The sequence below is a fragment of the Roseovarius sp. CH_XMU1461 genome, from assembly GCF_037027165.1.
GTDB classification, from domain to species: domain Bacteria; phylum Pseudomonadota; class Alphaproteobacteria; order Rhodobacterales; family Rhodobacteraceae; genus Roseovarius; species Roseovarius nubinhibens.
This window is the reverse complement of sequence record NZ_JAYMDV010000003.1, coordinates 252,470-273,303: the sequence shown is the minus strand read 5'-3', so window position 1 is coordinate 273,303 and position 20,834 is coordinate 252,470. Positions and strand designations below refer to the sequence as shown.

Annotated in this window: 17 protein-coding genes; 11 read left to right on the top strand and 6 right to left on the bottom strand. The window is 63.7% G+C overall.

The features are described from left to right. Genes pcaH through pobA form a run of 4 tightly spaced genes read right to left on the bottom strand, consistent with a single transcriptional unit; the run spans position 1 to position 3,086 of the window. Positions 1-729, bottom strand: a complete 729-nt coding sequence (pcaH, locus tag WA237_RS10545) for a protocatechuate 3,4-dioxygenase subunit beta (RefSeq protein ID WP_336097651.1) — start codon at positions 727-729, stop codon at positions 1-3. Continuing rightward, the gene (gene pcaC, locus WA237_RS10540; protein WP_216014910.1) at positions 726-1,136 is read right to left on the bottom strand and encodes a 4-carboxymuconolactone decarboxylase; all 411 of its coding nucleotides are present in this window, start codon (positions 1,134-1,136) and stop codon (positions 726-728) included. The genes pcaH and pcaC overlap by 4 nt, the downstream gene beginning before the upstream one ends. Next, complete coding sequence (pcaD, locus tag WA237_RS10535) at positions 1,129-1,917, bottom strand: 3-oxoadipate enol-lactonase (RefSeq protein WP_336097650.1); 789 nt, start codon at positions 1,915-1,917, stop codon at positions 1,129-1,131. Before pcaD ends, pcaC begins: the two co-directional genes overlap by 8 nt. Next, positions 1,917-3,086, bottom strand: coding sequence for a 4-hydroxybenzoate 3-monooxygenase (gene pobA, locus WA237_RS10530; protein ID WP_336097649.1), 1,170 nt, complete (start codon positions 3,084-3,086; stop codon positions 1,917-1,919). Before pobA ends, pcaD begins: the two co-directional genes overlap by 1 nt. Positions 3,087-3,200: 114 nt before the next feature. Here pobA and pcaQ point away from each other — a divergent pair, with 114 nt between their 5' ends. The 5 genes from pcaQ to WA237_RS10505 all read left to right on the top strand — a co-directional run bounded on the left by pcaQ (position 3,201) and on the right by WA237_RS10505 (position 9,658). Continuing rightward, positions 3,201-4,121 carry a pca operon transcription factor PcaQ gene (gene pcaQ / locus WA237_RS10525; RefSeq protein ID WP_336097648.1) on the top strand — a complete coding sequence of 307 codons (921 nt, stop codon included), beginning with the start codon at positions 3,201-3,203 and terminating at the stop codon, positions 4,119-4,121. Positions 4,122-4,280: 159 nt separating this feature from the next. Then, the gene (locus tag WA237_RS10520) at positions 4,281-5,324 is read left to right on the top strand and encodes a TRAP transporter substrate-binding protein (protein ID WP_336097647.1); all 1,044 of its coding nucleotides are present in this window, start codon (positions 4,281-4,283) and stop codon (positions 5,322-5,324) included. Next, positions 5,324-5,848, top strand: coding sequence for a TRAP transporter small permease (locus tag WA237_RS10515; protein ID WP_336097646.1), 525 nt, complete (start codon positions 5,324-5,326; stop codon positions 5,846-5,848). The genes WA237_RS10520 and WA237_RS10515 overlap by 1 nt, the downstream gene beginning before the upstream one ends. Next, positions 5,841-7,196, top strand: a complete 1,356-nt coding sequence (locus WA237_RS10510) for a TRAP transporter large permease (protein ID WP_336097645.1) — start codon at positions 5,841-5,843, stop codon at positions 7,194-7,196. Before WA237_RS10515 ends, WA237_RS10510 begins: the two co-directional genes overlap by 8 nt. 167 nt (positions 7,197-7,363) lie before the next feature. Then, positions 7,364-9,658, top strand: coding sequence for an adenosylcobalamin-dependent ribonucleoside-diphosphate reductase (locus WA237_RS10505; RefSeq protein WP_336097644.1), 2,295 nt, complete (start codon positions 7,364-7,366; stop codon positions 9,656-9,658). A 79-nt stretch (positions 9,659-9,737) separates the two neighbouring features. Here the strand turns inward: WA237_RS10505 and WA237_RS10500 are convergent, their stop codons facing one another. Together WA237_RS10500 and WA237_RS10495 are read right to left on the bottom strand one after the other, a co-directional pair. Then, positions 9,738-11,417, bottom strand: coding sequence for a Na/Pi cotransporter family protein (locus WA237_RS10500; protein WP_216014917.1), 1,680 nt, complete (start codon positions 11,415-11,417; stop codon positions 9,738-9,740). 4 nt (positions 11,418-11,421) lie between these two features. Then, entirely contained in the window at positions 11,422-12,219 is a 798-nt protein-coding gene (locus tag WA237_RS10495) for a DeoR/GlpR family DNA-binding transcription regulator (RefSeq protein WP_009814208.1), read from the bottom strand. A 349-nt stretch (positions 12,220-12,568) separates the two neighbouring features. On the opposite strand from WA237_RS10495, the gene WA237_RS10490 reads away from it, so the two are divergent. The 6 genes from WA237_RS10490 to WA237_RS10465 all read left to right on the top strand — a co-directional run bounded on the left by WA237_RS10490 (position 12,569) and on the right by WA237_RS10465 (position 20,795). Continuing rightward, complete coding sequence (locus WA237_RS10490; RefSeq protein ID WP_336097642.1) at positions 12,569-14,125, top strand: sulfatase-like hydrolase/transferase; 1,557 nt, start codon at positions 12,569-12,571, stop codon at positions 14,123-14,125. 319 nt (positions 14,126-14,444) lie between these two features. After that, on the top strand, positions 14,445-16,484 hold the full coding sequence (locus tag WA237_RS10485) for an ABC transporter substrate-binding protein (protein WP_216014919.1): 2,040 nt from the start codon (positions 14,445-14,447) through the stop codon (positions 16,482-16,484). A 108-nt stretch (positions 16,485-16,592) separates the two neighbouring features. Continuing rightward, entirely contained in the window at positions 16,593-17,597 is a 1,005-nt protein-coding gene (locus WA237_RS10480) for an ABC transporter permease (RefSeq protein ID WP_009814211.1), read from the top strand. 6 nt (positions 17,598-17,603) lie between these two features. Further along, the gene (locus WA237_RS10475) at positions 17,604-18,806 is read left to right on the top strand and encodes an ABC transporter permease (RefSeq protein ID WP_336097641.1); all 1,203 of its coding nucleotides are present in this window, start codon (positions 17,604-17,606) and stop codon (positions 18,804-18,806) included. Continuing rightward, entirely contained in the window at positions 18,803-19,801 is a 999-nt protein-coding gene (locus WA237_RS10470) for an ABC transporter ATP-binding protein (protein ID WP_009814213.1), read from the top strand. Before WA237_RS10475 ends, WA237_RS10470 begins: the two co-directional genes overlap by 4 nt. After that, on the top strand, positions 19,794-20,795 hold the full coding sequence (locus tag WA237_RS10465; RefSeq protein WP_336097640.1) for an ABC transporter ATP-binding protein: 1,002 nt from the start codon (positions 19,794-19,796) through the stop codon (positions 20,793-20,795). The genes WA237_RS10470 and WA237_RS10465 overlap by 8 nt, the downstream gene beginning before the upstream one ends. The last annotated feature ends 39 nt before the right edge of the window (positions 20,796-20,834 follow it).

Genomic DNA, 20,834 nt, shown 5'->3' with positions numbered 1-20,834 from the left:
TCAGCCTCCCTCGGGGCGGTTTTCGAAATAGGTCGCGCGCCGCCCGCGCAGCACGATGTCGAAGCGATAGGCGATGGAATCGAGCGGGATCGTCGCGTTCATGTCGAGCGCGGCGGTGAGCTGATCCACGGCGGCGGGGTCTTTCAGCGTCTGCACGATGGGGCAGCGCGCGATGAGCGGGTCGCCCTCGAAATAGCATTGGGTGATGAGCCGCTGCGAGAAAGACGTGCCGAAGACCGAAAAATGGACATGCGCCGGACGCCAGGAATTGACCCAGTTGCGCCACGGGTAGGCGCCGGGTTTGACGGTGTGAAAGACGTAATGGCCCTGGTCATCGGTGAGCGTGCGCCCGCAGCCGCCGAAATTGGCATCGATGGGCGCGAGATAGCCATCCTTGCGGTGGCGATAGCGCCCGCCGGTATTGGCCTGCCAGATTTCCACCAGCACATGCGGCACGGGGCGCGCGTTTTCGTCCAGCACCCGGCCATGCAGGATGATCCGCTCGCCGATCGCGCTCTGCCCGGCGGTGGCGTAATTGTGCAAGAGGTCATTGTCGCCCGGGTTGATGTCGTCGTTGCGAAAACTCGGCCCGGTGATTTCGCTGGCGCTTTGTTCAAGGCTCAGCAGCGGAAAGCCGGGCGCGCGCGAGACGGAGGTTTTATACTCAGGCGTCAGCGCCGGGGCGTGCCACTGGCGGTCGCGCTGATAGTATTCGGCGGGCGTTTTCATGCCTCGGCCTCCATCTCCGCATAGGTTTCCTTGGCCAGCCGGATCGCGTGATTGGCGCGCGGCACGCCGGCATAGATGGCGACATGCTGAAACGCTTCGATCACGTCGGATTGGCTCGCCCCGGTGCGGGCGGTGGCGCGGATATGCATGGGGATTTCCTCGAAATTGCCGGTGGCGGCCAGCAGCGCGAGGGTCAGCATGGAGCGTTCGCGCGGGCTTATCGCGTCGCTGGCCCAGACCGTGCCCCAGGCGCCTTCGGTGATCAGCGTCTGAAAGGGGGCGTCGAAATCGCTCTTGCAGGCTTCGGCGCGGTCGACATGGGCATCGCCCAGCACGCGGCGGCGGGTGTCCATCCCGGTCGTGTAGCGGTCGGTTGTCGGGCGCTCAGTCGGGGGGCGTTCAGACATGGGCGGTCTCCTTGAGAAAATCGGACAGGATCGCCGCATAGGCGGCGGGGGCCTCGACACAGGGCAGGTGGCCGGTGTCGGGCAGGGTCGCGAGCTGTGCGCCGGGGATGAGCCGGGCGGTGTCGGCGACGAGATCGGGGGGGCTCGCGCCATCCTCGGCCCCGGCGATGGCCAGCGTCGGCAGGGTGAGCCCGGCGGTGGTGGCGCGCAGATCGGCCCCGGCGATGGCGGCGCAGCAGCCGATATAGCCCTCGGGCGGCGTGCGGGTCAGCATATTGCGCCACAGCGCCAGCTCGGGCGTGGCGCGGAAGCGCGCGGCGAACCAGCGCTCCATCACCGCGTCGGCAATCGCCTCAAGGCCCCCTGCGCGGATGGCGGCAATGCGGGCCTGCCAGGCCTCTGGCGTGCCCATGGCGGCGGCGGTGTTCGACAGGACCAGCGCCGAGAGGAGATCGGGGTGGCGGGCGGCGAGTGCCTGCCCGACCATGCCGCCGATGGAGAGGCCGATGAAGGTGACATGGCGCAGATCAAGGTGATCAATCAGCGCCTCGGCATCGCGGGCGAGTGTCTCCATGTCATAGGGGCCGGGCGGGCAGGACGAGAGCCCATGCCCGCGCATGTCATAACGGATGAGCCGCAGACCAGAGGGCAGATGCGGCAGGAGCGCGTCCCAGAGCCGCAGATCGGTGCCGAGCGAATTGGCAAAGACCAGCGGGCGACCGCTGGGGTCGCCATCCTCGCGCCAGTGCAGCGCGGCCTCGGCCCGGTTCAGCATACGCATCAGTATGGAAGCCCCACGTAGTTTTGCGCAAAGACCTTCTGCGCGGCTGCGTTGTCGCGCAGGAAGGCGACTTCGGCCTGTTGCATCTTGATATCAAATTCCGATTGATGCGGATAGCGGTGCAAGAGGTTGGTGGTCGACCAGCTAAAGCGTTCGGCCTTCCAGACCCGGGCGAGGGCGCGTTCGGAATAGCGTTCGATCCCGTCGCTGTCGCCGTCGAGGTAATGCTGTCGCAGCCCGGTGTAGAGGTAATGCACGTCGGAGGCGGCGGTGTTGAGCCCCTTGGCCCCGGTGGGCGGCACGATATGGGCGGCGTCGCCACAGAGAAAGAGCCGCCCCCATTGCATCGGCTCGCAGACGAAGCTGCGCAGAGGCGCGATGGATTTCTCGATCGAGGGGCCAGTGATCAGCCGGTCGGCGGCGTCCTCGGGGATGCGGCGTTTGAGCTCTTCCCAGAAGTTCGCGTCGCTCCAATCCTCGGGGCTGTCGGAGAGGGCGCATTGGATGTAGTAGCGGCTGAGCGTGGCGCTGCGCATCGAGCACAGGGCAAAGCCGCGTTCGGAGCCGGAATAGATCAGCTCGTCATGGACGGGCGGGGTTTCCGACAGGATGCCGAGCCAGCCGAACGGGTAGATTTTCTCATATTCGCGCCGCACCGAGAGCGGGATGGTCTGGCGGCTGACGCCGTGGAACCCGTCGCAGCCCGCAATGAAATCGCAGTCAATGCGGTGTTCCGTGCCGGCCACATGATAGGTGACATGGGGCGCGTCGGTCTTGGCGTCGTGGATGGCGACGTGATCGACGTTGAAGAGGGTGGGCGCGCCTGCGGCCTCGCGCGCGTCATAGAGATCGCGGGTGAGCTCGGTCTGGCCATAGACGATGACATCGCGACCGGTATGGGCGTGGAAATTGACCCCGAATTGCGTGTCGCCATAGGCAATGACCGTGCCCTCATGGGCAAAGCTTTCGCGGTCCATGCGGTCGCCCGCGCCCGCCTGCCGCAAGAGATCGGCAGTGCCGGTTTCCAGAATGCCGGCGCGGATGCGGCCCAGCACATAGTCGCGGGTCTTGCGTTCGAGGATGACGGTGTCGATGCCCTGACGGTGCAGGAGCTGGCCGAGCAAAAGCCCCGAGGGGCCGCCGCCGATGATGCAGACCTGAGTGCGCATGTCTCTCCTCCCAGACGGACCCGCCAAACTGTTGGAAAAGAGAATGACTTCTGTATCGCGGTAAGTAAAATGACTTGTGTGACCGTATTCTTATCGAAAGTGGAAAGAAAATAGATGATCGACCGCCGGATCAAGTTCCGCCATATCCAGTGTTTCGTCGAGATCGTGCGCCAGAAGAGCATGAAACGCGCGGCCGAGCGGCTCTATCTCACCCAGCCCGCGATCTCGAAGACGCTCAAGGAGCTCGAGGATATTCTCGGGGCGGCGATGCTCACCCGGAGCCGGGCGGGGGTGGCGCTCACCCGGCAGGGCGAGGTGTTCTTGCATTTCGCCGAGATGAGCCTCGCGGCGCTGCAGCAGGGGCTCGACGGGGTCGAGCAGGTGGGGCAGGCGGGGCGGGTGACGCTCACCGTGGGGGCGCTGCCGAGCGTGGCGGCGCGGCTCATGCCGGAGGCGGTGCGCGAGTTTCGGGCGCTGGCGCCGGAGGTGACGATCCGGCTCATCGACGGCCCGCATTCCTATCTCATTGATCTGTTGCGGCGCGGTGGCGTCGATCTTGTCATCGGGCGGCTGGGCCAGCCGGACACGATGCAGGGGATTTCCTTCACCCAGCTCTATAATGAATATGTGGAGTTCGTGACCCGGCCCGGGCATCCGCTGATCGAGGCGCCCGATCTCAAGCGGATCGGCGAATGGCCGGTGATTTTCCCGGCGGCGGCCTCGGCCATCCGGCCGCTGGTCGAGCGGATGATGATTGCCCATGGCATTGGCGAGCTGCCGAACCGGATCGAGAGTGTCTCGGGCGCGTTCGGGCGCAATTTCACCCGCAATTCCGATGCGATCTGGATCATTTCGGCGGGGGTGGTCGCCAAGGAGGTGGCCGAGGGCAGCCTTGTTCGGCTACCGTTTGACACGGGGATCACGGTGGGGCCGGTGGGGCTCATGACGCGACCCGACAGCCAGCCCAGCCCGGCAGAGCAGGTGTTCCGCATGGCGGTGGGCAATGTGGTCGCGGCGATGGATGAGGAGACATGATTGCCAATCAGGGCAAGTAAACGCGCATAAATGTCAATTTACTCGCATTTTTGCGACAGTATAACGGATGGCGGAGGAGTGCGACCGGGGCGCGTCAGGCGTCAGGAGGGCTGTGGAGGCAGCCCGCGGGCGCAGGTCCGATAGGCAAGGGAGGACGCCATGAAGATCACAGCGAAACTGAGCGCCACGGCATTGGGTCTGGCGCTGGGCATTGTCGGGGCGAGCGCCGGTTATGCGGCCGAGTTCGAATTCAAACTGCACCATTTCCTGAGCGCCAAGGCGCCGGTGCATACCCAGATGCTCGAACCTTGGGCCAAGCAGGTCGAGGAAAATTCCGGCGGCCGGGTCAAGATCGAGATTTTCCCGTCGATGACGCTCGGCGGACGTCCGCCCGAGCTCATCGGGCAGGCGCGCGACGGCGTGGTCGATCTGGTCTGGACGCTCAATGGCTATACGCCGGGTCTCTTCCCGCGCACCGAAGTGTTTGAACTGCCCTCGGTGGCGGCCAATGATCCGGCGGCGGCGAATATCGCCATGGCCGAGATGTTCGAAAGCGATCTCAAGGACGATTACAAGGGCGTCGAGGTGATGTTCCTGCATGTCCATGCGGGCAATGCCATCCACATGCGCGACAGCGAAGTGCGCAAGCCCGAGGACCTCGCCGGGAAAAAGATGCGCATCCCCTCGCGCACCGGCGGCTGGGTGATCGAGGCGCTCGGCGCTGCCCCCGCCGCGATGCCGGTGCCGGAACTGCCGCCCGCGCTGCAAAAAGGCACGGTCGACGGGGCGTTCATCCCGTGGGAGATCATTCCGCCGCTCAAGATCCAGGAGCAGACCCAGTATCAGATCGAAGGCTTCGAGGAATATCGCTTTGGCAATTCGACCTTCCAGGTCTCGATGAACCAAGGGCGCTGGGACGGGCTTCCGGAGGATATTCAGAAGGCGTTCCGCGATGCCTCGGGCGGCGATTGGCCCAAGCAGGTGGGCGAGATCTGGCGCGCCTCGGATGATTTCGGCATCAACATGGCTGTTGAGGCGGGCAACAGTCATATCACCCTCAGCGAAGAGGAAACCGCCGCCTTTGAGACCGCTCTCGAACCGGTGGTCGACCGCTGGATCGAGGATGTGAAATCCAAAGGCGTCGATGGCGCGGCGCTGGTCGAAAAGGCGCGTGGCCTGATCGCAGAGCACGCGACCCGCTGATGCAAACGACGCAAGATAAAGCCCATGGCGGCGCGTTCTGCGCCGCCGTGCGCAAGCTGGCAACGCTCTGGGCGTTGTTCGGTGGTGTGGTGCTGTTGCTGGTGGTCGGGATCAACATGGTGTCGGTGATCGGCACGCTGTTTGGCATGTCCTTTCCCGGCGATTTCGAGTTGACCGAAATGGGCGTGGCGGTGGCGGCCTTTGCCTTTTTGCCCTTCTGCCAGGTGTCCGGGGCCAATGTGACGGCCGATATTTTCACCGCCGGGGCGTCGCCGCGCTGGGTCGCGCGGTTCACCTTTCTCGGGGCGCTGGTGGCCTTCGTCTTTGGGGTGATCCTGATCTGGCGGATGTTTCACGGGCTGATGGATCAGCGCGCCTATGACTATACCACGGCCATTCTCGCGGTGCCGATCTGGTACGCCTTTGTGCCGGTGCTCGCCTCGCTCGCGCTGCTGTGTCTGGCGGCGCTTTGTACCTTGATCGAAGAGGGCCGGGTGGCCCGCGGGGGAGACGCGCATGTCTGACGCCTTGATGCTCGGGCTCGGGGGGCTGATCTGCCTTATCGGGCTCATCGCCATTCGCATGCCCATCGCCTATGCGATGATCCTTGTCGGTGGCATTGGCACGGCGGTGATCAACGGGCCGGGGCTGGTGCTCAGCCAGCTCAAGACCTTGGCCTATGGGCAGTTTTCCATCTACGACCTGTCGGTGGTGCCGATGTTCATCCTGATGGGGGCGGTGGCCTCCAAGGCGGGGCTAAGCCAGGCGCTGTTTCGCGGGGCGAATGCCTGGCTCGGCTGGTTGCGCGGCGGCACGGCGATGGCGGCGATCGCGGGCTGTGCAGGCTTTGGCGCGGTCTGCGGCTCGTCGTTGGCGACGGCGTCGACGATGGGCAAGGTCGCGCTGCCCGAACTGCGGCGCTACAAATATTCCGGGGCGCTGGCCACCGGCACGCTGGCGGCTGGCGGGGTTCTCGGCATTCTCATCCCGCCTTCGGTGGTGCTCATCATCTATGCGATCATCGTCGAGGCCAATATCGTCACCATGTTCATGGCGGCGTTTATTCCCGGGCTGCTGGCGGTCATTCTCTTTTTGCTGACCATCGCGATCTATGTCGCGCTGCGGCCCGAAGCAGGACCGCGCGGCGGCACGCCGGAGCGGGCAGAGTTTGTCGAGGCGACGCTCGGCCTCATTCCGGTGCTGGTCATCTTTGGGCTGGTCATCGGCGGGATTTACGCAGGCCTCTTTAACCCGACGCCAGCGGCGGCGGTGGGGGTGTTTCTGGTCTTTGCCTTCGGGCTGGCGCAGGGCCGGCTGAGCCGCGCCCATATCCGCGAGGCGCTGCTCGAGACGGCATCGACCAGTGGCATGATCTATCTCATCTTGCTGGGGGCGGAGCTGCTCAAGATTTTCATGTCGCGCTCGGGCCTGCCGCAGGAGGCGGCGCTCTGGGTGGCAAACTCCGGCCTCGCGCCGATGACGGTGATGGTGGTGCTGCTGCTGGCGCTGATCGCGCTCGGCTGTCTGATGGATTCGCTGTCGATGATCCTTTTGGTGATTCCCTTCTTCTGGCCGGTGCTCGTTGAGGTGAATGGTGGCGTCTATCAGGGCGCGGAAGGGTCGGGCTATGGCATGAGCACCGAGGATCTCAAGATCTGGTTCGGGATATTGGCGCTCATCGTGGTCGAGCTCGGGCTCATCACGCCGCCGGTGGGGATGAATGTCTTTGTCATCTCGTCGCTGGCCGAGGACATCCCGATGGGCGAGACCTTCAAGGGCGTGGCGCCATTCTTTCTGGCCGAGCTGTTCCGGGTGGTGATCTTGCTGAGCTTTCCGGCGCTGACGCTCTGGCTGCCCTCGGTGCTGAGCTAATCGGCGCGAAAGGCGGTATTGGGCCTGATCTGGGCAGATGCGAAAGGCGCAGAAAAAATCCCGGTCTTATCAAGGGATAACGTCACGGTCCTCAGATCGTCGGTTGACCGTTGCAACCACAAAGGATAGTGTGTGCATCCTTCTTTCACGCTAAATCCGGTCCTGCCATGTCACGTTTCGCTGCCCCTATTTCCGCGTCCATCTGGGATATGAAATATCGCTACAAAGAGCCTGACGGGACCGTTCATGACGGCTCTGTCGAGGATACGTGGCGGCGGATCGCCCGCGCCCTGGCGCAGGCGGAAAAGACGCCCGCAGACTGGGAAGGCCGATTCTTCGAGGCGCTGGAGGATTTCAAATACCTGCCCGCCGGCCGCATCACCGCAGGCGCAGGCACCGGGCGCAGCGTGACCCTCTTCAACTGTTTCGTCATGGGCACCGTGCCCGACGACATGGGCGGGATTTTCGACATGCTGCGCGAGGCGGCGCTGACCATGCAGCAGGGCGGCGGCATCGGTTATGATTTCTCGACGATCCGGCCGCGTGGCGCGGATGTCAAAGGGGTGGGCGCGGATGCCAGTGGGCCGCTGAGCTTCATGGATGTGTGGGACGCCATGTGCCGCACCATCATGAGCGCGGGCAGCCGCCGGGGCGCGATGATGGCCACGATGCGCTGTGACCACCCCGATATCGAACAGTTCATCGCCGCCAAATCCGATCCGGCGCGGCTGCGTATGTTCAACCTGTCGGTTCTGGTCACCGATCCGTTCATGGAGGCAGTACGCGCGGATGGGTCGTGGGATCTGATCTTTGACGGCAAGGTCTACCGCACCATTCAGGCGCGCGATCTGTGGAACACGATCATGCAGGCGACCTATGACTATGCCGAGCCGGGCGTGATCTTCATCGACCGGATCAACGCGCAGAACAACCTCAACTATGTGGAAACCATCGCCGCGACCAACCCCTGTGGCGAGCAGCCGCTGCCGCCCTATGGCGCCTGCCTGCTCGGCTCGATCAACATGGCGCGGCTGGTGGCCGATCCGTTCTCGGAGGCGGCGCATCTCGATGAGGGCGCGCTCAACGATCTGGTCGAGACGGCGGTGCGGATGATGGACAATGTCGTCGACATCTCGCGCTTTCCGCTGCCCGCCCAAGAGGCCGAGGCGCAGAACAAGCGCCGCATCGGGCTTGGCGTAACCGGGCTGGCCGATGCGTTGGCGATGGTCGGGCTGCGCTATGGCTCGCCCGAGGCGGCCGAGCAGACCGGCGTCTGGATGGCCCGGATCGCCAATGCCTCCTATGCGGCCTCGGCCCGGCTCGCCGGGGAAAAGGGCGCGTTCCCGCTCTATGATGCCAAGGCCTATGCCAAGGCGCCGATGATCAAGAAGCTCGACGCCGAGACCCGCGCGCTCATTGCCGAACACGGTCTGCGCAATGCGCTTTTGACCTCGGTCGCGCCCACCGGCACCATCAGCCTCTATGCCGGCAATGTCAGCTCGGGGATCGAGCCGATCTTTGCCAACAGCTATACCCGCAAGGTGCTCCAGAAGGACGGGTCGCGCACCGAGGAAGAGGTGGTCGATTACGCCGTGCAGATGTGGCGCGACCTCAACGGCGACGCGCCGCTGCCCGAGTATTTCGTCAATGCCCAGACGCTCAGCCCCGCCGATCACGTGCGGATGCAGGCGGCGGCGCAGGATTGGGTCGACAGTTCGATCTCCAAGACGATCAACTGCCCCGAGGACATTGATTTCGAGGCGTTCAAGGATGTCTATATGCAGGCCTGGGACACCGGCTGTAAGGGCTGCACCACCTACCGGCCGAATGATGTGACCGGCAGTGTGCTGAGTGTTGAGGCCCCGGCGAAATCGGATGCCAAGCCGACCATCGTCGCCAATTCCGATGCCGAGCCGCAGACACCGCATGGCGATGTGATCTACATGGCCGATCCGCTCGACCGTCCGCAAGAGCTCGAAGGGGCGACCTACAAGCTCAAATGGCCCGACAGCAGCCATGCCATCTATGTCACGGTGAATGACATCGTGCTCAATGGTCATCGCCGCCCGTTCGAAGTCTTTATCAATTCCAAGAACATGGAGCATTACGCCTGGACCGTGGCGCTCACCCGGATGATTTCGGCGGTGTTCCGGCGCGGTGGTGATGTGAGCTTTGTGGTCGAAGAGCTCAAGGCCGTGTTCGATCCGCGTGGCGGGGCCTGGATGGGCGGGAAATACATCCCCTCGATCCTCGCGGCGATTGGCGGCATTCTCGAACAGCACCTGATCCGCATCGGGTTTCTTGAGGGCGAGGGGCTCGGCCTCAAATCCGACCCGCAGGCGCAGGTGGTCAACCTCAACCAGCCGCGCGGTCAGGCCTGCCCCTCCTGCGGTCAGTTTGACATGCGCATGGTCGAAGGCTGCATGACCTGTGCCAGCTGTGGCCACAGCAAATGCGGCTAAGCGGCGAAGTTCGCTAAGCGGGATCTGGGGGGCCTTGGCCCCCCTTTTTCTTGCGCGTTTCTGGCACGGGGCCGGTGCCCTAGTCCTGATCGGCGTAGTCGCGGTCGAGCCGGGTGACGAGCCGTGTGTCGAGAAGCTGCCCCTCGCGGTAGAGGATCGGATAGGCGATGGCGGCGATCTGGCTGTTGATTTCTTTCAGCGCATGGGCGGTTTCGAGATGGATGTCGCTGCTGTCGAGGCTGATCCCGTTGCCGGTGCTGAGGCGCTTGAGGTGTTTCTTGCGCGTGGCGCGGTGCAGGCGGGTCATCTCGCCCTTTTCCTCGAGCAGAAGCCGGGCGCTTTCGACATCGCCGGAGATCAGCACATTCATCGCAAGCCCGAGGTTCTGCAGGATGCGGTCATGCATCAGCGTCAGCTCGTCGAGACCGGCGGGCGTCAGGCTCAGCCGTTCTTCGGATTTCTGCTCGGCGAGCTGGGTGATCCGCTTGACCAGAACATCGCCCGCCGCCTCGAGCGCGATGGCATATTCCATCAGCTCGCGCAGCTCCTTGTGGGTGCGTTTGCTGGCGTTGGCGCTGGGCAATTCCGCGGCATAGCGGCGGATGTCGTCGAGCGCCTGGTTGAGGATGTTGTCCTTGGCCCGCAAGAGCCGCATCTGCGCCGATTGGTAATCGGTATAGAGGGTCATCGCCGGTTCGAGCATTTCCTGCAGCACCTGCGACATGCGCAGCACCTCGCGGCGCAGACAGGCGAGCGCCTGGGCCGGGTGGGCGAGCGCCGCCTGATCGAGCACCGAGCGGTGATGCAGTGGCAGCGCCGCCTCGGCGCCGATGTCGTCGGGCAGGGCGCGCAGCAGCGGTTTTTCCAGCCGCGCACAGATCGGCAGCAGGAGCAGCAGCGCGGCGTTAAAGGCGATATGGCTGGTGATCAGCACCTGACCCGGTCCCATGGCGGGCCAGAGCGACATGAGCCCGGTGCGGTTGATCACCACCACCGCCACCAGCGCGAGACTGCCGCGCAGCAGGAGATTGGCGAGCGGCAGGCGGCGGGCGCGGGGCGGCAGCCCCCGGCTCAGCCAGAGCGGGATGAGCGCCGAGCCGAGATTGGCCCCCATCACCAGCGACAGCCCGGCCTCCACCGGCAGCGCGCCGATGGCCACCACGGTGACGCACATCAGCACCGTTGCCACCGAGGAATGCATGACAAAGGCCAGCGCCGCCCCGGCGAGAAAGGCGGTGATGAAATCGCGGCTCAGATAATCGGCGATGGCGGGCAGCATGGCGCTGTCGCGGATCGGCTCCATCGTTTCGCGCAGGAAGCGCAGCGAGATCAGGATAAAGGCGATGCCGAGCACGATGCGCCCGGCCTGTTTGAAACCGCGCCGCGAGGTTTTGAGAAAGAGAATGCCACCAATGGCCAGCAGTACCGGCACCAGCCAGTCGATGCGCAGCGACAGCACCTGGATGAGCAGCGCCGAGCCGAGGTCGGCGCCGAGGATCATCGCGAGCCCGGTGCCGAAGGGCAGCGCCCCCGAGGCGGCAAACCCCGCGACCAGCAGCGCCACGGCGGCCGAGCTCTGCAGCACGATGGCCATGACCGTCCCGGCCCCGGCCGCGCCCAGCGGGTGGCGCGCGGTGGTGATCCGGCGGCGGAACGAGGCCCCATAGGCGCGTTCGATCCCGGTGCGCACCATCCGCACCGCAAAGAGCAGCAGCATCGTCGCGCCGGTGAGCTGGATGAGAAATCCGAGGATGGCCATGACCCTATCCCTTGCGCGGCTTGCGGGCGACGACGGTTTCGATGTCCCAATCGGCCATGCATTTGCGATAGAGCGGCGCGAGCGGCACATCGGTGACCAGCATGTCGATGGCGTCGGGCGGGCAGGCGACGATGGGCGCGGTCTGGCCGAACTTGCTGTGGTCGGCGACGACGAGGCTACGCTTGGCCCGGCTCACCACGGCGCGGGCGAGCTCGGCCTCGGCGGCCCCGGCCAGCAGGAACCCGGAGGCCGGGTCGATGCCATCGATGCTGAGCACCGCCATGTCGATGTTGAACCGCCCGACGAAATCGAGCGCGGTGTTGCCAAAGGTGCCGGCCTCGACCTCGCGCAGCTCGCCCCCGGCGAGCCAGACCGTATTGCCATTGCGCCGCATCAGCGATTGCGCCGGGTGCAGCCCGTTGGTCACCACGGTGAGATCGGAATGGTTGCGCAGCGCCTCGGCGACAAAGGCGGTGGTCGAGCCGACATCGAGAAAGACACAGGCGCCATTGGGGATGAGCCCCGCCGCCGTGCTGGCGATGAGCGTCTTTTCCGTGGCGTGTTTCTCGAGCCGCGAAATCACCGGCGAAGTGGCATCGGTATTGGCGAGATAGACCCCGCCATGCACCCGGTGGACGATGCCGGTCTTGGCCAGTGCCTTGACGGTGCGGCGCACGGTTTCCTCCGACACGCTCAACGCCTCGGCGAGCGCCGCGGTCCGGGCCGAGCCGCCAAGACTGCGCAACGTGTCGAGAAGCTCGACCTCGCGATGGGTTGTGTGTGTGTCTGTGGGTTTGCTCATGTCCCGCTCCTTGGCCTTAAATACATAGTATTCTTGCGCATAAGTCCATGGGCTCTGTGCGTGATTGCGTGAAAATATGTCTATAAGTGGAAAAACATGCGAAGTCATGCGGTGGCCTGTGCCTCACTGCTCTGTGGTCCGCCATGAGAGGGCCGTCGATCAGACGCAGGTTATCGTTAACGCAAGGTTAAATTGCGTATATTTTCCGCAAGATTGCGCGATGAGGTGGCAGGCCCGGGGGGTACCTGAATATATTTCCGCACAAATTCACACAAAACACCGCAAACTTCTTGATCCGAATCTGCTTTGCGGTTTTGCTGGTTTGCGAATGTTGCCAGAGGGGGCCGGCGTGGCCAGCAAGCAGAACATTCTGTTCGTCGTCATAGATCAGCTGCGCGCGGATTGCGTGGCCGGTGCCTTGGCCAATTCCGCCCGGATGCGCAACCTGCAGGCGCTGCAATCCGACGCGGTGAGCTTTGCCCATCATCATTCGGTGACCAACCCCTGCGGCCCGTCGCGCGTGTCGATCCTGACCGGGCAATATGCGATGAACCATGGGGTGACCCGCAATGGCACGCCGCTGGCCCAAGATGTGCCCAATCTCGCGACCGAGGCGCGGCGCGCGGGCTATGCGCCCCGGCTCTATGGCTATACCGATGCGGCGGTCGATCCGCGCGCCCATGATCCCGCTGATCCCAGGATGCAGAGCTATGAACAGGTGCTGCCGGGCTTTGATGAGGCGCTGGAAATGCGCCTCGAGGAAAGCTGGCCCTGGCGCGGGTTTCTCAAGGCGCAGGGCTATGACGTGCCGGACTATCCGGCGATCTTTCGCTCTGAGGGGCCGCGCCCCGATGCGCCCGCCTTTTACCGGGCCGAGCATAGCGACACCGCCTTTCTCACCGACCGGGTGATCGAGGATCTGCGCGGCCGGCCGCAGGGCTGGTTCGCCCATGTCACCTATATCCGTCCGCATCCGCCGCTCGTGGCGCCTGCGCCCTATAACACGCTGGTCGATCGCGACAGCCTGCCCGCGCCGATACGTCCCCGCCCGGCTGCGGCGGAGCGGGCGGCGCATCCCTATAATGGTCCGGCCATGGATCAGCGGCCTCTGGCCGCCAATGTCGAGGGTTTCCCTGATCTCGAGGAGAGCGACGAGAACCTCGCCATGCTGCGCGCGATCTATCTCGGGCTCGCGGCCGAGGTCGATGACCATATCGGGCGGCTCATCGCCTTTCTCAAGGACAGCGGCCAATATGACGAGACGCTGATCGTGGTGACGGCGGATCATGGCGAAATGCTCGGCGATCATCACCAATGGGGCAAGATGAGCTATCGCAACGCGGCCTTTCATGTGCCGCTGATCATCCGCAGCCCGGCCCATCGCGCCCAGTTCGGCCAACGCGTCGAGGCGATCACCGAATCCGTCGATCTCGCGCCGACGATCCTCGATCTCATCGGGCAGGACATCCCCGACACGATGGACGGCCAGAGCCTGCGCCCCTTTCTCGAGGGGCAGAGCCCGGCGGGCTGGCGCAACCACAGCTTTTCCGAGCTGAGCTATGGCGATCCGCTGACCCCGACGCGCTGGCAGCGCGATCTGGGGCTGGCGGCGGAGGAGGCCAACCTATCGGTCTTGCGCACGCGCGATCATGTGCTGGTGCATTTCAACGGCGGGCTGCCGCCCGTGTTGTTGGCACGGGACGGGGATCACGAGGTCGAGGTTTCGGCGGACGCGGCGGCGCGCGACAGGTTGTTCGAGATGACGCGCCAGCTGCTCGACCACCGGATGCGCCATGGCGGCGGGCCGTTCCGGCGCAGCATGATCACCGCCGAGGGGCTCAAGCGCGGGACGCGCGGCACCGGCGGGGCAGGGGCGACACCGCTGCCCCTTGCGCAAGTGTCATAAGGGAGATGGGGAATGGAGCGTGTCACGAAACCTTTGCATTCCCCTTGCAGAAATCGACGGGCCCGAGTGCGTGGGCCTGTGCGTGTGTCCGGGGGAACGGGCGGATCGGCCATGTCGCATGGCGTGATCCGGGCCACCGCCGGGACGGGGTGTTTTGGGGACGTAACGGAACAGGCTGGATCAAGCAGATGGCTCGGCGGGCATCCCTGATGCGCCGCGCGGAGTGGTTTAACTTTCGGGGCGGGTCAGAGGACAGGCCCCGGTCAACCGGTCAAGGGGCAGCGAGACCCCACGCCGATCAAATGGAACAGGAGAGGTTATGAAACGGATCTTACTCACTGGTGTGGCGATGGTGGCATTGCCCGCCGCGGCCTTGGCCGAATGCCCGGGGATCACCGTGGCGGATATGCAAGGCATCGCAAGCGGCGCCTTCCCACAGCAATATGAACTGAGCGCCTTTCAGGAGGCCGCCGGCTGCGAGATGGCCTTTACGGCGCATCCCGATATCGAGGCCCTGAACGGCCGCATCAAGGGCAATGAGGCGCTGCCCGCGCTCGCAGACCGCCTGCCGGCAGAGCCGCTTGTCGTGGTGCCCTATGACAGCATTGGCCAATATGGCGGCACGCTCGATGTGCTGTCGAACGCGACCGAGGCGGGCACCTCCGACTTTCTGTCGGTGCGCCATGTGAACCTCGTGCGCTATAGCGACGATCTTCAGACCATCGTGCCCAATGTCGCGAAATCTTGGGAATGGAATGAGGATTTCACCAAGCTCACCTTCAAGCTGCGCGCAGGCCACAAATGGTCGGATGGCGCGCCCTTTACCTCGGCGGATGTGAAATTCTGGCATGACAACCTGATGCTGGACACGAATATCTTCGAAAAGCCAAAGGATTACGTGACTGTCGGCGGCGAGACGATGACCGTGGACACGCCCGACGAGACCACCGTCGTCTTTAACCTTCCGGCGCCCAAGCCCGGGCTCTTGGCGCATTTCGCCACCCATTTCGCCCAAGGCTTCCAGCCCAAGCATTTCCTCGGTCAGTTCCACCCGGACATCAACGCCGATGCCGACAGCTTGGCGCAGGGTCTTGGCTTTGAAAACGGCTATGACGCGATCAAGGCCTATTGGGGCAATTCCGACTGGACCGACACGCCAACCCCGATGCTGTCCAAGCCGGATCTCGTCGAGGGTCTGCCCAAGGCGACCTATCCGACGCTGGAAAGCCATATCTATGTGACCGACACCACCGAGGGTCGGCATCTCGTGGCCAACCCCTATTTCTTCCAGGTCGATCCGACGGGCCAGCAGCTCCCGTATATCGGCGAACAGGATGAGGTCTATATCAACGACAACGAGGTGCGTATCCTCAAGCTGGTCAACAACGAGGTCGATTACAAATCGCAGTCGCTGCAGCTCGCCTCGGCGCCTATCCTTTTGGAAAATCAGGAAAAGGGCGGCTATAACATCTATCTGCGTCCCGAGATCACCATGGGGGCCTTTGGCTTTAACGTGACCCATGAAGACCCGGAAAAACGCAAGGTCTTTGGCGATCTGAAATTCCGCGAAGCGATGTCGCTGGCGATCAACCGGGAAGAGCTCAACGAGACGGGCTTTTTCGGGCAGGGCACGCCCAAGCAATATGTCGGCTTCTCGCCGCTGCCGGAATTTGCCGACCCGAAATGGGAAAGCTATATGGCCGAGTTCGATCCCGACGGGGCCAAGGCGCGGCTTGACGAGATCGGCATGAAAGACACCGATGGCGACGGCTTCCGCGAATTGCCCAATGGCGACAAGCTGGTGCTCAACCTCAACTACTCGACCCAAGGCATCGCCGGTCAGACGGTTGAACTGGTGGCGCAATTCTGGGCCGATGTCGGCATCCAGTCGACGGTGAAAGAGGTCACGCCCGACGAATACCGCTCGGCGCAATCCGCCAACAAGCTCGACGTGGCCATGTGGCGCAAAGGGCAACCGCTCGCCATCGTGCTCGGCAATAACGAGCTCTGGGTGCCGCCCTTCGAGAACTATTTCGGCAACCGCAGCGGGATGCTCTGGGCCGAATGGGTCGACAGCGACGGTGCCGCCGGGGTGGAACCGCCGGAGCCGGTGAAACAGCTCATCGCGGATATCAACGCCTTCCAATCCGCCGATCAGGAAAGCCCCGAGTTCGCCGAACTGGGCGCGCGGCTGGTACAGACGATGACCGAGAACCTCTATTTCATCGGCACCGTCAACGCCCCGGCCCCGATCTATCAAAGCAAGCGGTTGCAGAACTTCACCGAGTTCAAGACCCACAGCTATGAATACTATCGGACCTATCCCTACCGGGCGACACAATGGTGGCTGACCGAGTGATCGGCCGCCTCTGAGCAATCGGCGCCGGGCGGCCACCCCCGCCCGCGCCATCCCAAGAAAACGACCGAACCGGCATCGACCGGCCTAGGCAGATAACAGGGAAAAGTGATGCTGAATTTCAGCCGTTTCGTGCTGACACGCGCCGTCATGGCCTTGATCACGCTGATCATCGTGTCACTGGTTGTGTTCTCGCTGATGGAGCTGGTGCCCGGCGATTGCGCCGAACGCTATCTCGCGTTCAAGAACACCCAAGGCTCTGGCATTTCGGTCGAGGATATCGAGATCGAACGCCAGCGGCTCGGCCTGGATCAGCCGTTCCTGGCGCGCTGGGGCAGCTGGATCATCAACGCCTTCCAGGGCGAATTTGGCGACAGCTGCATCCTGCGGGTCAATATCGCCCAGCTCCTGGGCGACAAGTTCATGCTCTCGCTGACCATCTGCCTCGCCTCGCTGGCGCTGGCCTATGCCATCGCGATCCCGGTGGGCATCATTTCCGCCGCCACCAACAACCCCTGGCTTAACAACGGCTTGCGCCTGTTTAGCTATCTCGGCCTCGCGATGCCGAACTTCCTGCTGGCGCTGATGATCATGCTGGTCTCGACCGTCTGGTTTGGCGAAACGCTCACCGGGCTCTTTAGCAAGGAATACCGCGACGCGCCCTGGGATTGGGACAAGTTCGTTGACCTGATGAAACACGCCTGGCTGCCGATTTTCATCCTAGGCTGGTCGGCCACCGCCTTTGCGCTGCAAACGGTGCGGGCGCTGATGTCCGACGAGATCGGCAAGCTCTACGTCACCGCCGCCGCCGCCCGCGGCGTTCATGGGCGCAAGCTCTTGTGGCGCTACCCGGCGCGGCACGCGCTCGGCCCGATCGTCAACAGCCTCGGCTTTGACCTCAACCGGATCTTCAACGAACTGCCCATCGTGGCGCTGATCCTGACCCTGACCGAGGCGGGCGCGTTGTTGATCGAGGCGCTGGCGCGTTCCAACGACCAACAGCTCGCAGGCGCGATCATCTTTCTGCTGACCGCCTCCATCGTGACGCTGAATTTCTTCACCGACATCCTGCTGGCGGTGATCGATCCGCGCGTCCGCAAAAGCATCCTGAGGTGACCGGCCATGAGTGACACCCCCCCGAACCCGACCGATCCCAACCTCGCACAGACGACCGGCCCCCATGTCGCCATCGTCGAGACCGAGGATGCCGTCGAGCGCCGCGCCAAAGAGGCCTATTTCACCGCCTCGCAGGGACAGCTCATCTGGGCCCGGTTCCGCAAGCAACGCGCCGCGATGATCGCCGCCTGTGTGCTGGTCTTTTTGATCCTCTCAGGCCTCTTCGCGCCGTTTCTCTCGCCCTATGATCCGACCATCGCCGGGCGCGACAAGGACTATACCAACGGCGCGCCGCAGATCCCGATGTTCTGCGATAAAAACGGCTGTTCGGCGCGGCCCTTCATCCATGGGGTCGAACGCGAAAGGTCGATGGCCACCAATTTCCGCTGGGTGACCAAGGTCAACGAGGATGAGCGGCTCTATGTGAAATTCTTCGTCGATGGCGACCGCTACAAGCTCTTTGGCCTGATCAAGATGGACACGCATCTTTTCGGTGTCGAAGGCGGCAAGATCCATATCTTTGGCACCGACGAGGACGGGCAGGACATCTTTAGCCGCACGCTCCATGCCATCTGGACCTCGATGAAAGTGGGCACGATCGGCGTGGTGATCGCCTTTGTGCTGGCGCTGATCATCGGTGGGGTCTCGGGCTATTACGGCGGCTGGATCGACGGGGTGATCCAGATGATCACCGATGCGGTGCGCACGGTGCCCGCCATCCCGCTCTTCATGGCGGTGGCGGCCTTTATGCCGCCCGAGATGACCGCCGAGGCGAGGTTCTTCTACATATCAATGATCCTCGGGCTCATCGGCTGGCCGACGCTGGCGCGGCGGGTGCGAACCCATCTGCTCACCGAGCGCAATCAGGAATATGTGTTGGCCGCCCAGCTCTGTGGCGCCGGGCCGGGCCATGTCATCCGGCGGCATCTGCTGCCGAGCTTCACCAGCTATATCATCGTCGATCTGGTGATTTCCTTCCCCTACATGGTGCTGAGCGAAACCGCGCTGAGCTTTATCGGCCTCGGCCTCAAGGACCCGGTGAGCTCGCTCGGCGTGATGCTGCAAAAAGCCACCAGCGCCGACGTGCTCTTGAACTACCAATGGTATTTCATCCCGGTGCTCTTCTTCATCGCCCTCGTCATGGCCTTCGTCTTTGTCGGCGACGGGCTGCGCGACGCGGCAGACCCCTATTCGGATGCGCATAAATGACGGCCCTGATCGACGTTGAAAACCTGACCCTGCAATTCAAGACCGACGAAGGGCTCGTGACCGCGGTGGATGATGTGAGCTTTTCGCTCAACCGTGGCGAGGTCATGGGGCTGGTCGGCGAAAGCGGCTCGGGCAAATCCGTCACCGCCAAATCGCTCATGCATCTCAATGCGCGCAACGCGGTCTATGGCCCCAAGAGCCGGATCACCCTGCACACCGACGAGGGGCCGATTGACGTGCTGTCGCTGACCCGCCCCGCCGATATGAAAGTGGTGCGCGGCGGCGCGATCTCGATGATCTTTCAAGAACCGATGGCGAGCTTTGCCCCGGCGATCACCATCGGCAAGCAGATGGTCGAACAGCTCCAGCTTCACGCGGGCATGAGCAAATCCCGCGCCAAGGAGGTCTCGGTCGAGATGCTCGACCGGGTCGGCATCTCGGACGCGGCGCGGCGGTTCAATCAATACGCCTTTGAGCTCTCGGGCGGGATGCGGCAACGGGCGATGATCGCCATGGCGCTGTCGACCCGGCCCAAGCTCTTGATCGCGGATGAGCCGACCACCGCGCTTGACGTGACCATTCAGGCGCAGGTGATCGACCTGATGAAGGATCTCGTGGACGAGTTTCACATGGGCATCATCTTTATCACCCATGACCTCGGCGTCGTGGCCCAGACCGCCGACAAGGTCTCGGTCATGTATCTCGGGCGGCTCATCGAGGAAGGCCCGGTGCGGCCGGTGATCCGCGATGCCAAACACCCCTATACCCAAGGTCTCCTCGCGGCGCTGCCCAAGCTCGACAATCTCGACGCGCCGCTGACCCCGGTGCCGGGGGATATTCCTTCACCGCTCGACCGGCCTTCGGGCTGTGTCTTTCACACGCGCTGCCCGAAATACCTCGGCGATGAATGCCGCCTGCAGGAGCCGCGCAACCGCATGGCCGCCCCCGATCACCGGGTTGCCTGCCACATCTATTCGGGAGACGGGCATGACTGATCCTCTGATCCGCGCACGCAACCTGTCGGTGGGCTTTCGCATCGGCGGCGGGCTCTTCGGCAAGTCGATCCTCAAGGCGGTGGACAAGGTCGATCTCGATATCGAGAAAGGCGCGTTCTTTGGCATCGTCGGCGAAAGCGGCTCGGGCAAGACGACGCTCGGCCGGGCGCTGCTCAAGGCGGTGCCGATCACCGGTGGCGAGGCCTCCTACACCGATGACGAGGTTGATTACGATCTCACCACGCTCGACGGTGCCGAGCTCAAGGATTACCGAAAACGCGCCCAGCTCATCTTTCAGGACCCCTATGCCGCGCTCAGCCCGCGCATGACGGTGCGCGACATTATCGCCGAACCTTTGGAAGTCATGAAACTGACGCAAAACCGACGCGATACCGATGCCCGAGTTCGCGAGATCGCGGCGAAATGTCGGCTCAATCTCGAGCATCTGCGCCGCTTCCCCCACGCCTTTTCCGGCGGCCAGAGACAGCGGATTTCCATCGCCCGCGCGCTGGTCTCCGGGCCGAAATTCATCGTCGCCGATGAAAGCGTCGCGGCGCTCGATGTGTCCATTCAGGCGGATGTTCTCAATCTTTTGAAGGAGTTGCAGCGCGACCTTGGGATCACCTTCATGTTCATCAGCCATGATCTGAGCGTCGTGGCCCACACCTGTGACCATGTGGCGGTGATGTATCTCGGCCGGCTCGTCGAGACCGCGCCCACCCGCAAGATCTTCGCCGCACCCCGCCACCCCTATACCCGCGCCCTCTTCTCCGCCATCCCCTCCCTCGACCCCGACAGCAGCGATCGCGCCCAGAAGCTCGAAGGCGAGATCCCGTCACCCACCAATCAGCCAACGGGATGCAAATTTCACACGCGTTGTCCGCATGTTATCGACCGCTGCCGCAAGGAAGAGCCGGCGCTGGAACAGCCCGGCGACGGCCATGAAGTGGCCTGCCACCGCTGGCGCGAGCTGATGGAATCAATGCCCGCGTAAAGCTTCGGAACGCTTTGCCCCGCTCGCGCGTTGCTCTGT

Bases quoted from the DNA above. Each gene is read 5' to 3' on its own strand.
- pcaD (WP_336097650.1), bottom strand. From the start codon at position 1,917: ATGCGTATGCTGAACCGGGCCGAGGCCGCGCTGCACTGGCGCGAGGAT.
- pcaQ (WP_336097648.1), top strand. From the start codon at position 3,201: ATGATCGACCGCCGGATCAAGTTCCGCCATATCCAGTGTTTCGTCGAG.
- WA237_RS10480 (WP_009814211.1), top strand. From the start codon at position 16,593: ATGCTGAATTTCAGCCGTTTCGTGCTGACACGCGCCGTCATGGCCTTG.
- pcaC (WP_216014910.1), bottom strand. From the start codon at position 1,136: ATGTCTGAACGCCCCCCGACTGAGCGCCCGACAACCGACCGCTACACG.
- pcaH (WP_336097651.1), bottom strand. From the start codon at position 729: ATGAAAACGCCCGCCGAATACTATCAGCGCGACCGCCAGTGGCACGCC.
- WA237_RS10495 (WP_009814208.1), bottom strand. From the start codon at position 12,219: ATGAGCAAACCCACAGACACACACACAACCCATCGCGAGGTCGAGCTT.
- WA237_RS10465 (WP_336097640.1), top strand. From the start codon at position 19,794: ATGACTGATCCTCTGATCCGCGCACGCAACCTGTCGGTGGGCTTTCGC.
- WA237_RS10470 (WP_009814213.1), top strand. From the start codon at position 18,803: ATGACGGCCCTGATCGACGTTGAAAACCTGACCCTGCAATTCAAGACC.
- pobA (WP_336097649.1), bottom strand. From the start codon at position 3,086: ATGCGCACTCAGGTCTGCATCATCGGCGGCGGCCCCTCGGGGCTTTTG.
- WA237_RS10515 (WP_336097646.1), top strand. From the start codon at position 5,324: ATGCAAACGACGCAAGATAAAGCCCATGGCGGCGCGTTCTGCGCCGCC.
- WA237_RS10500 (WP_216014917.1), bottom strand. From the start codon at position 11,417: ATGGCCATCCTCGGATTTCTCATCCAGCTCACCGGCGCGACGATGCTG.
- WA237_RS10510 (WP_336097645.1), top strand. From the start codon at position 5,841: ATGTCTGACGCCTTGATGCTCGGGCTCGGGGGGCTGATCTGCCTTATC.
- WA237_RS10475 (WP_336097641.1), top strand. From the start codon at position 17,604: ATGAGTGACACCCCCCCGAACCCGACCGATCCCAACCTCGCACAGACG.
- WA237_RS10520 (WP_336097647.1), top strand. From the start codon at position 4,281: ATGAAGATCACAGCGAAACTGAGCGCCACGGCATTGGGTCTGGCGCTG.
- WA237_RS10505 (WP_336097644.1), top strand. From the start codon at position 7,364: ATGTCACGTTTCGCTGCCCCTATTTCCGCGTCCATCTGGGATATGAAA.
- WA237_RS10485 (WP_216014919.1), top strand. From the start codon at position 14,445: ATGAAACGGATCTTACTCACTGGTGTGGCGATGGTGGCATTGCCCGCC.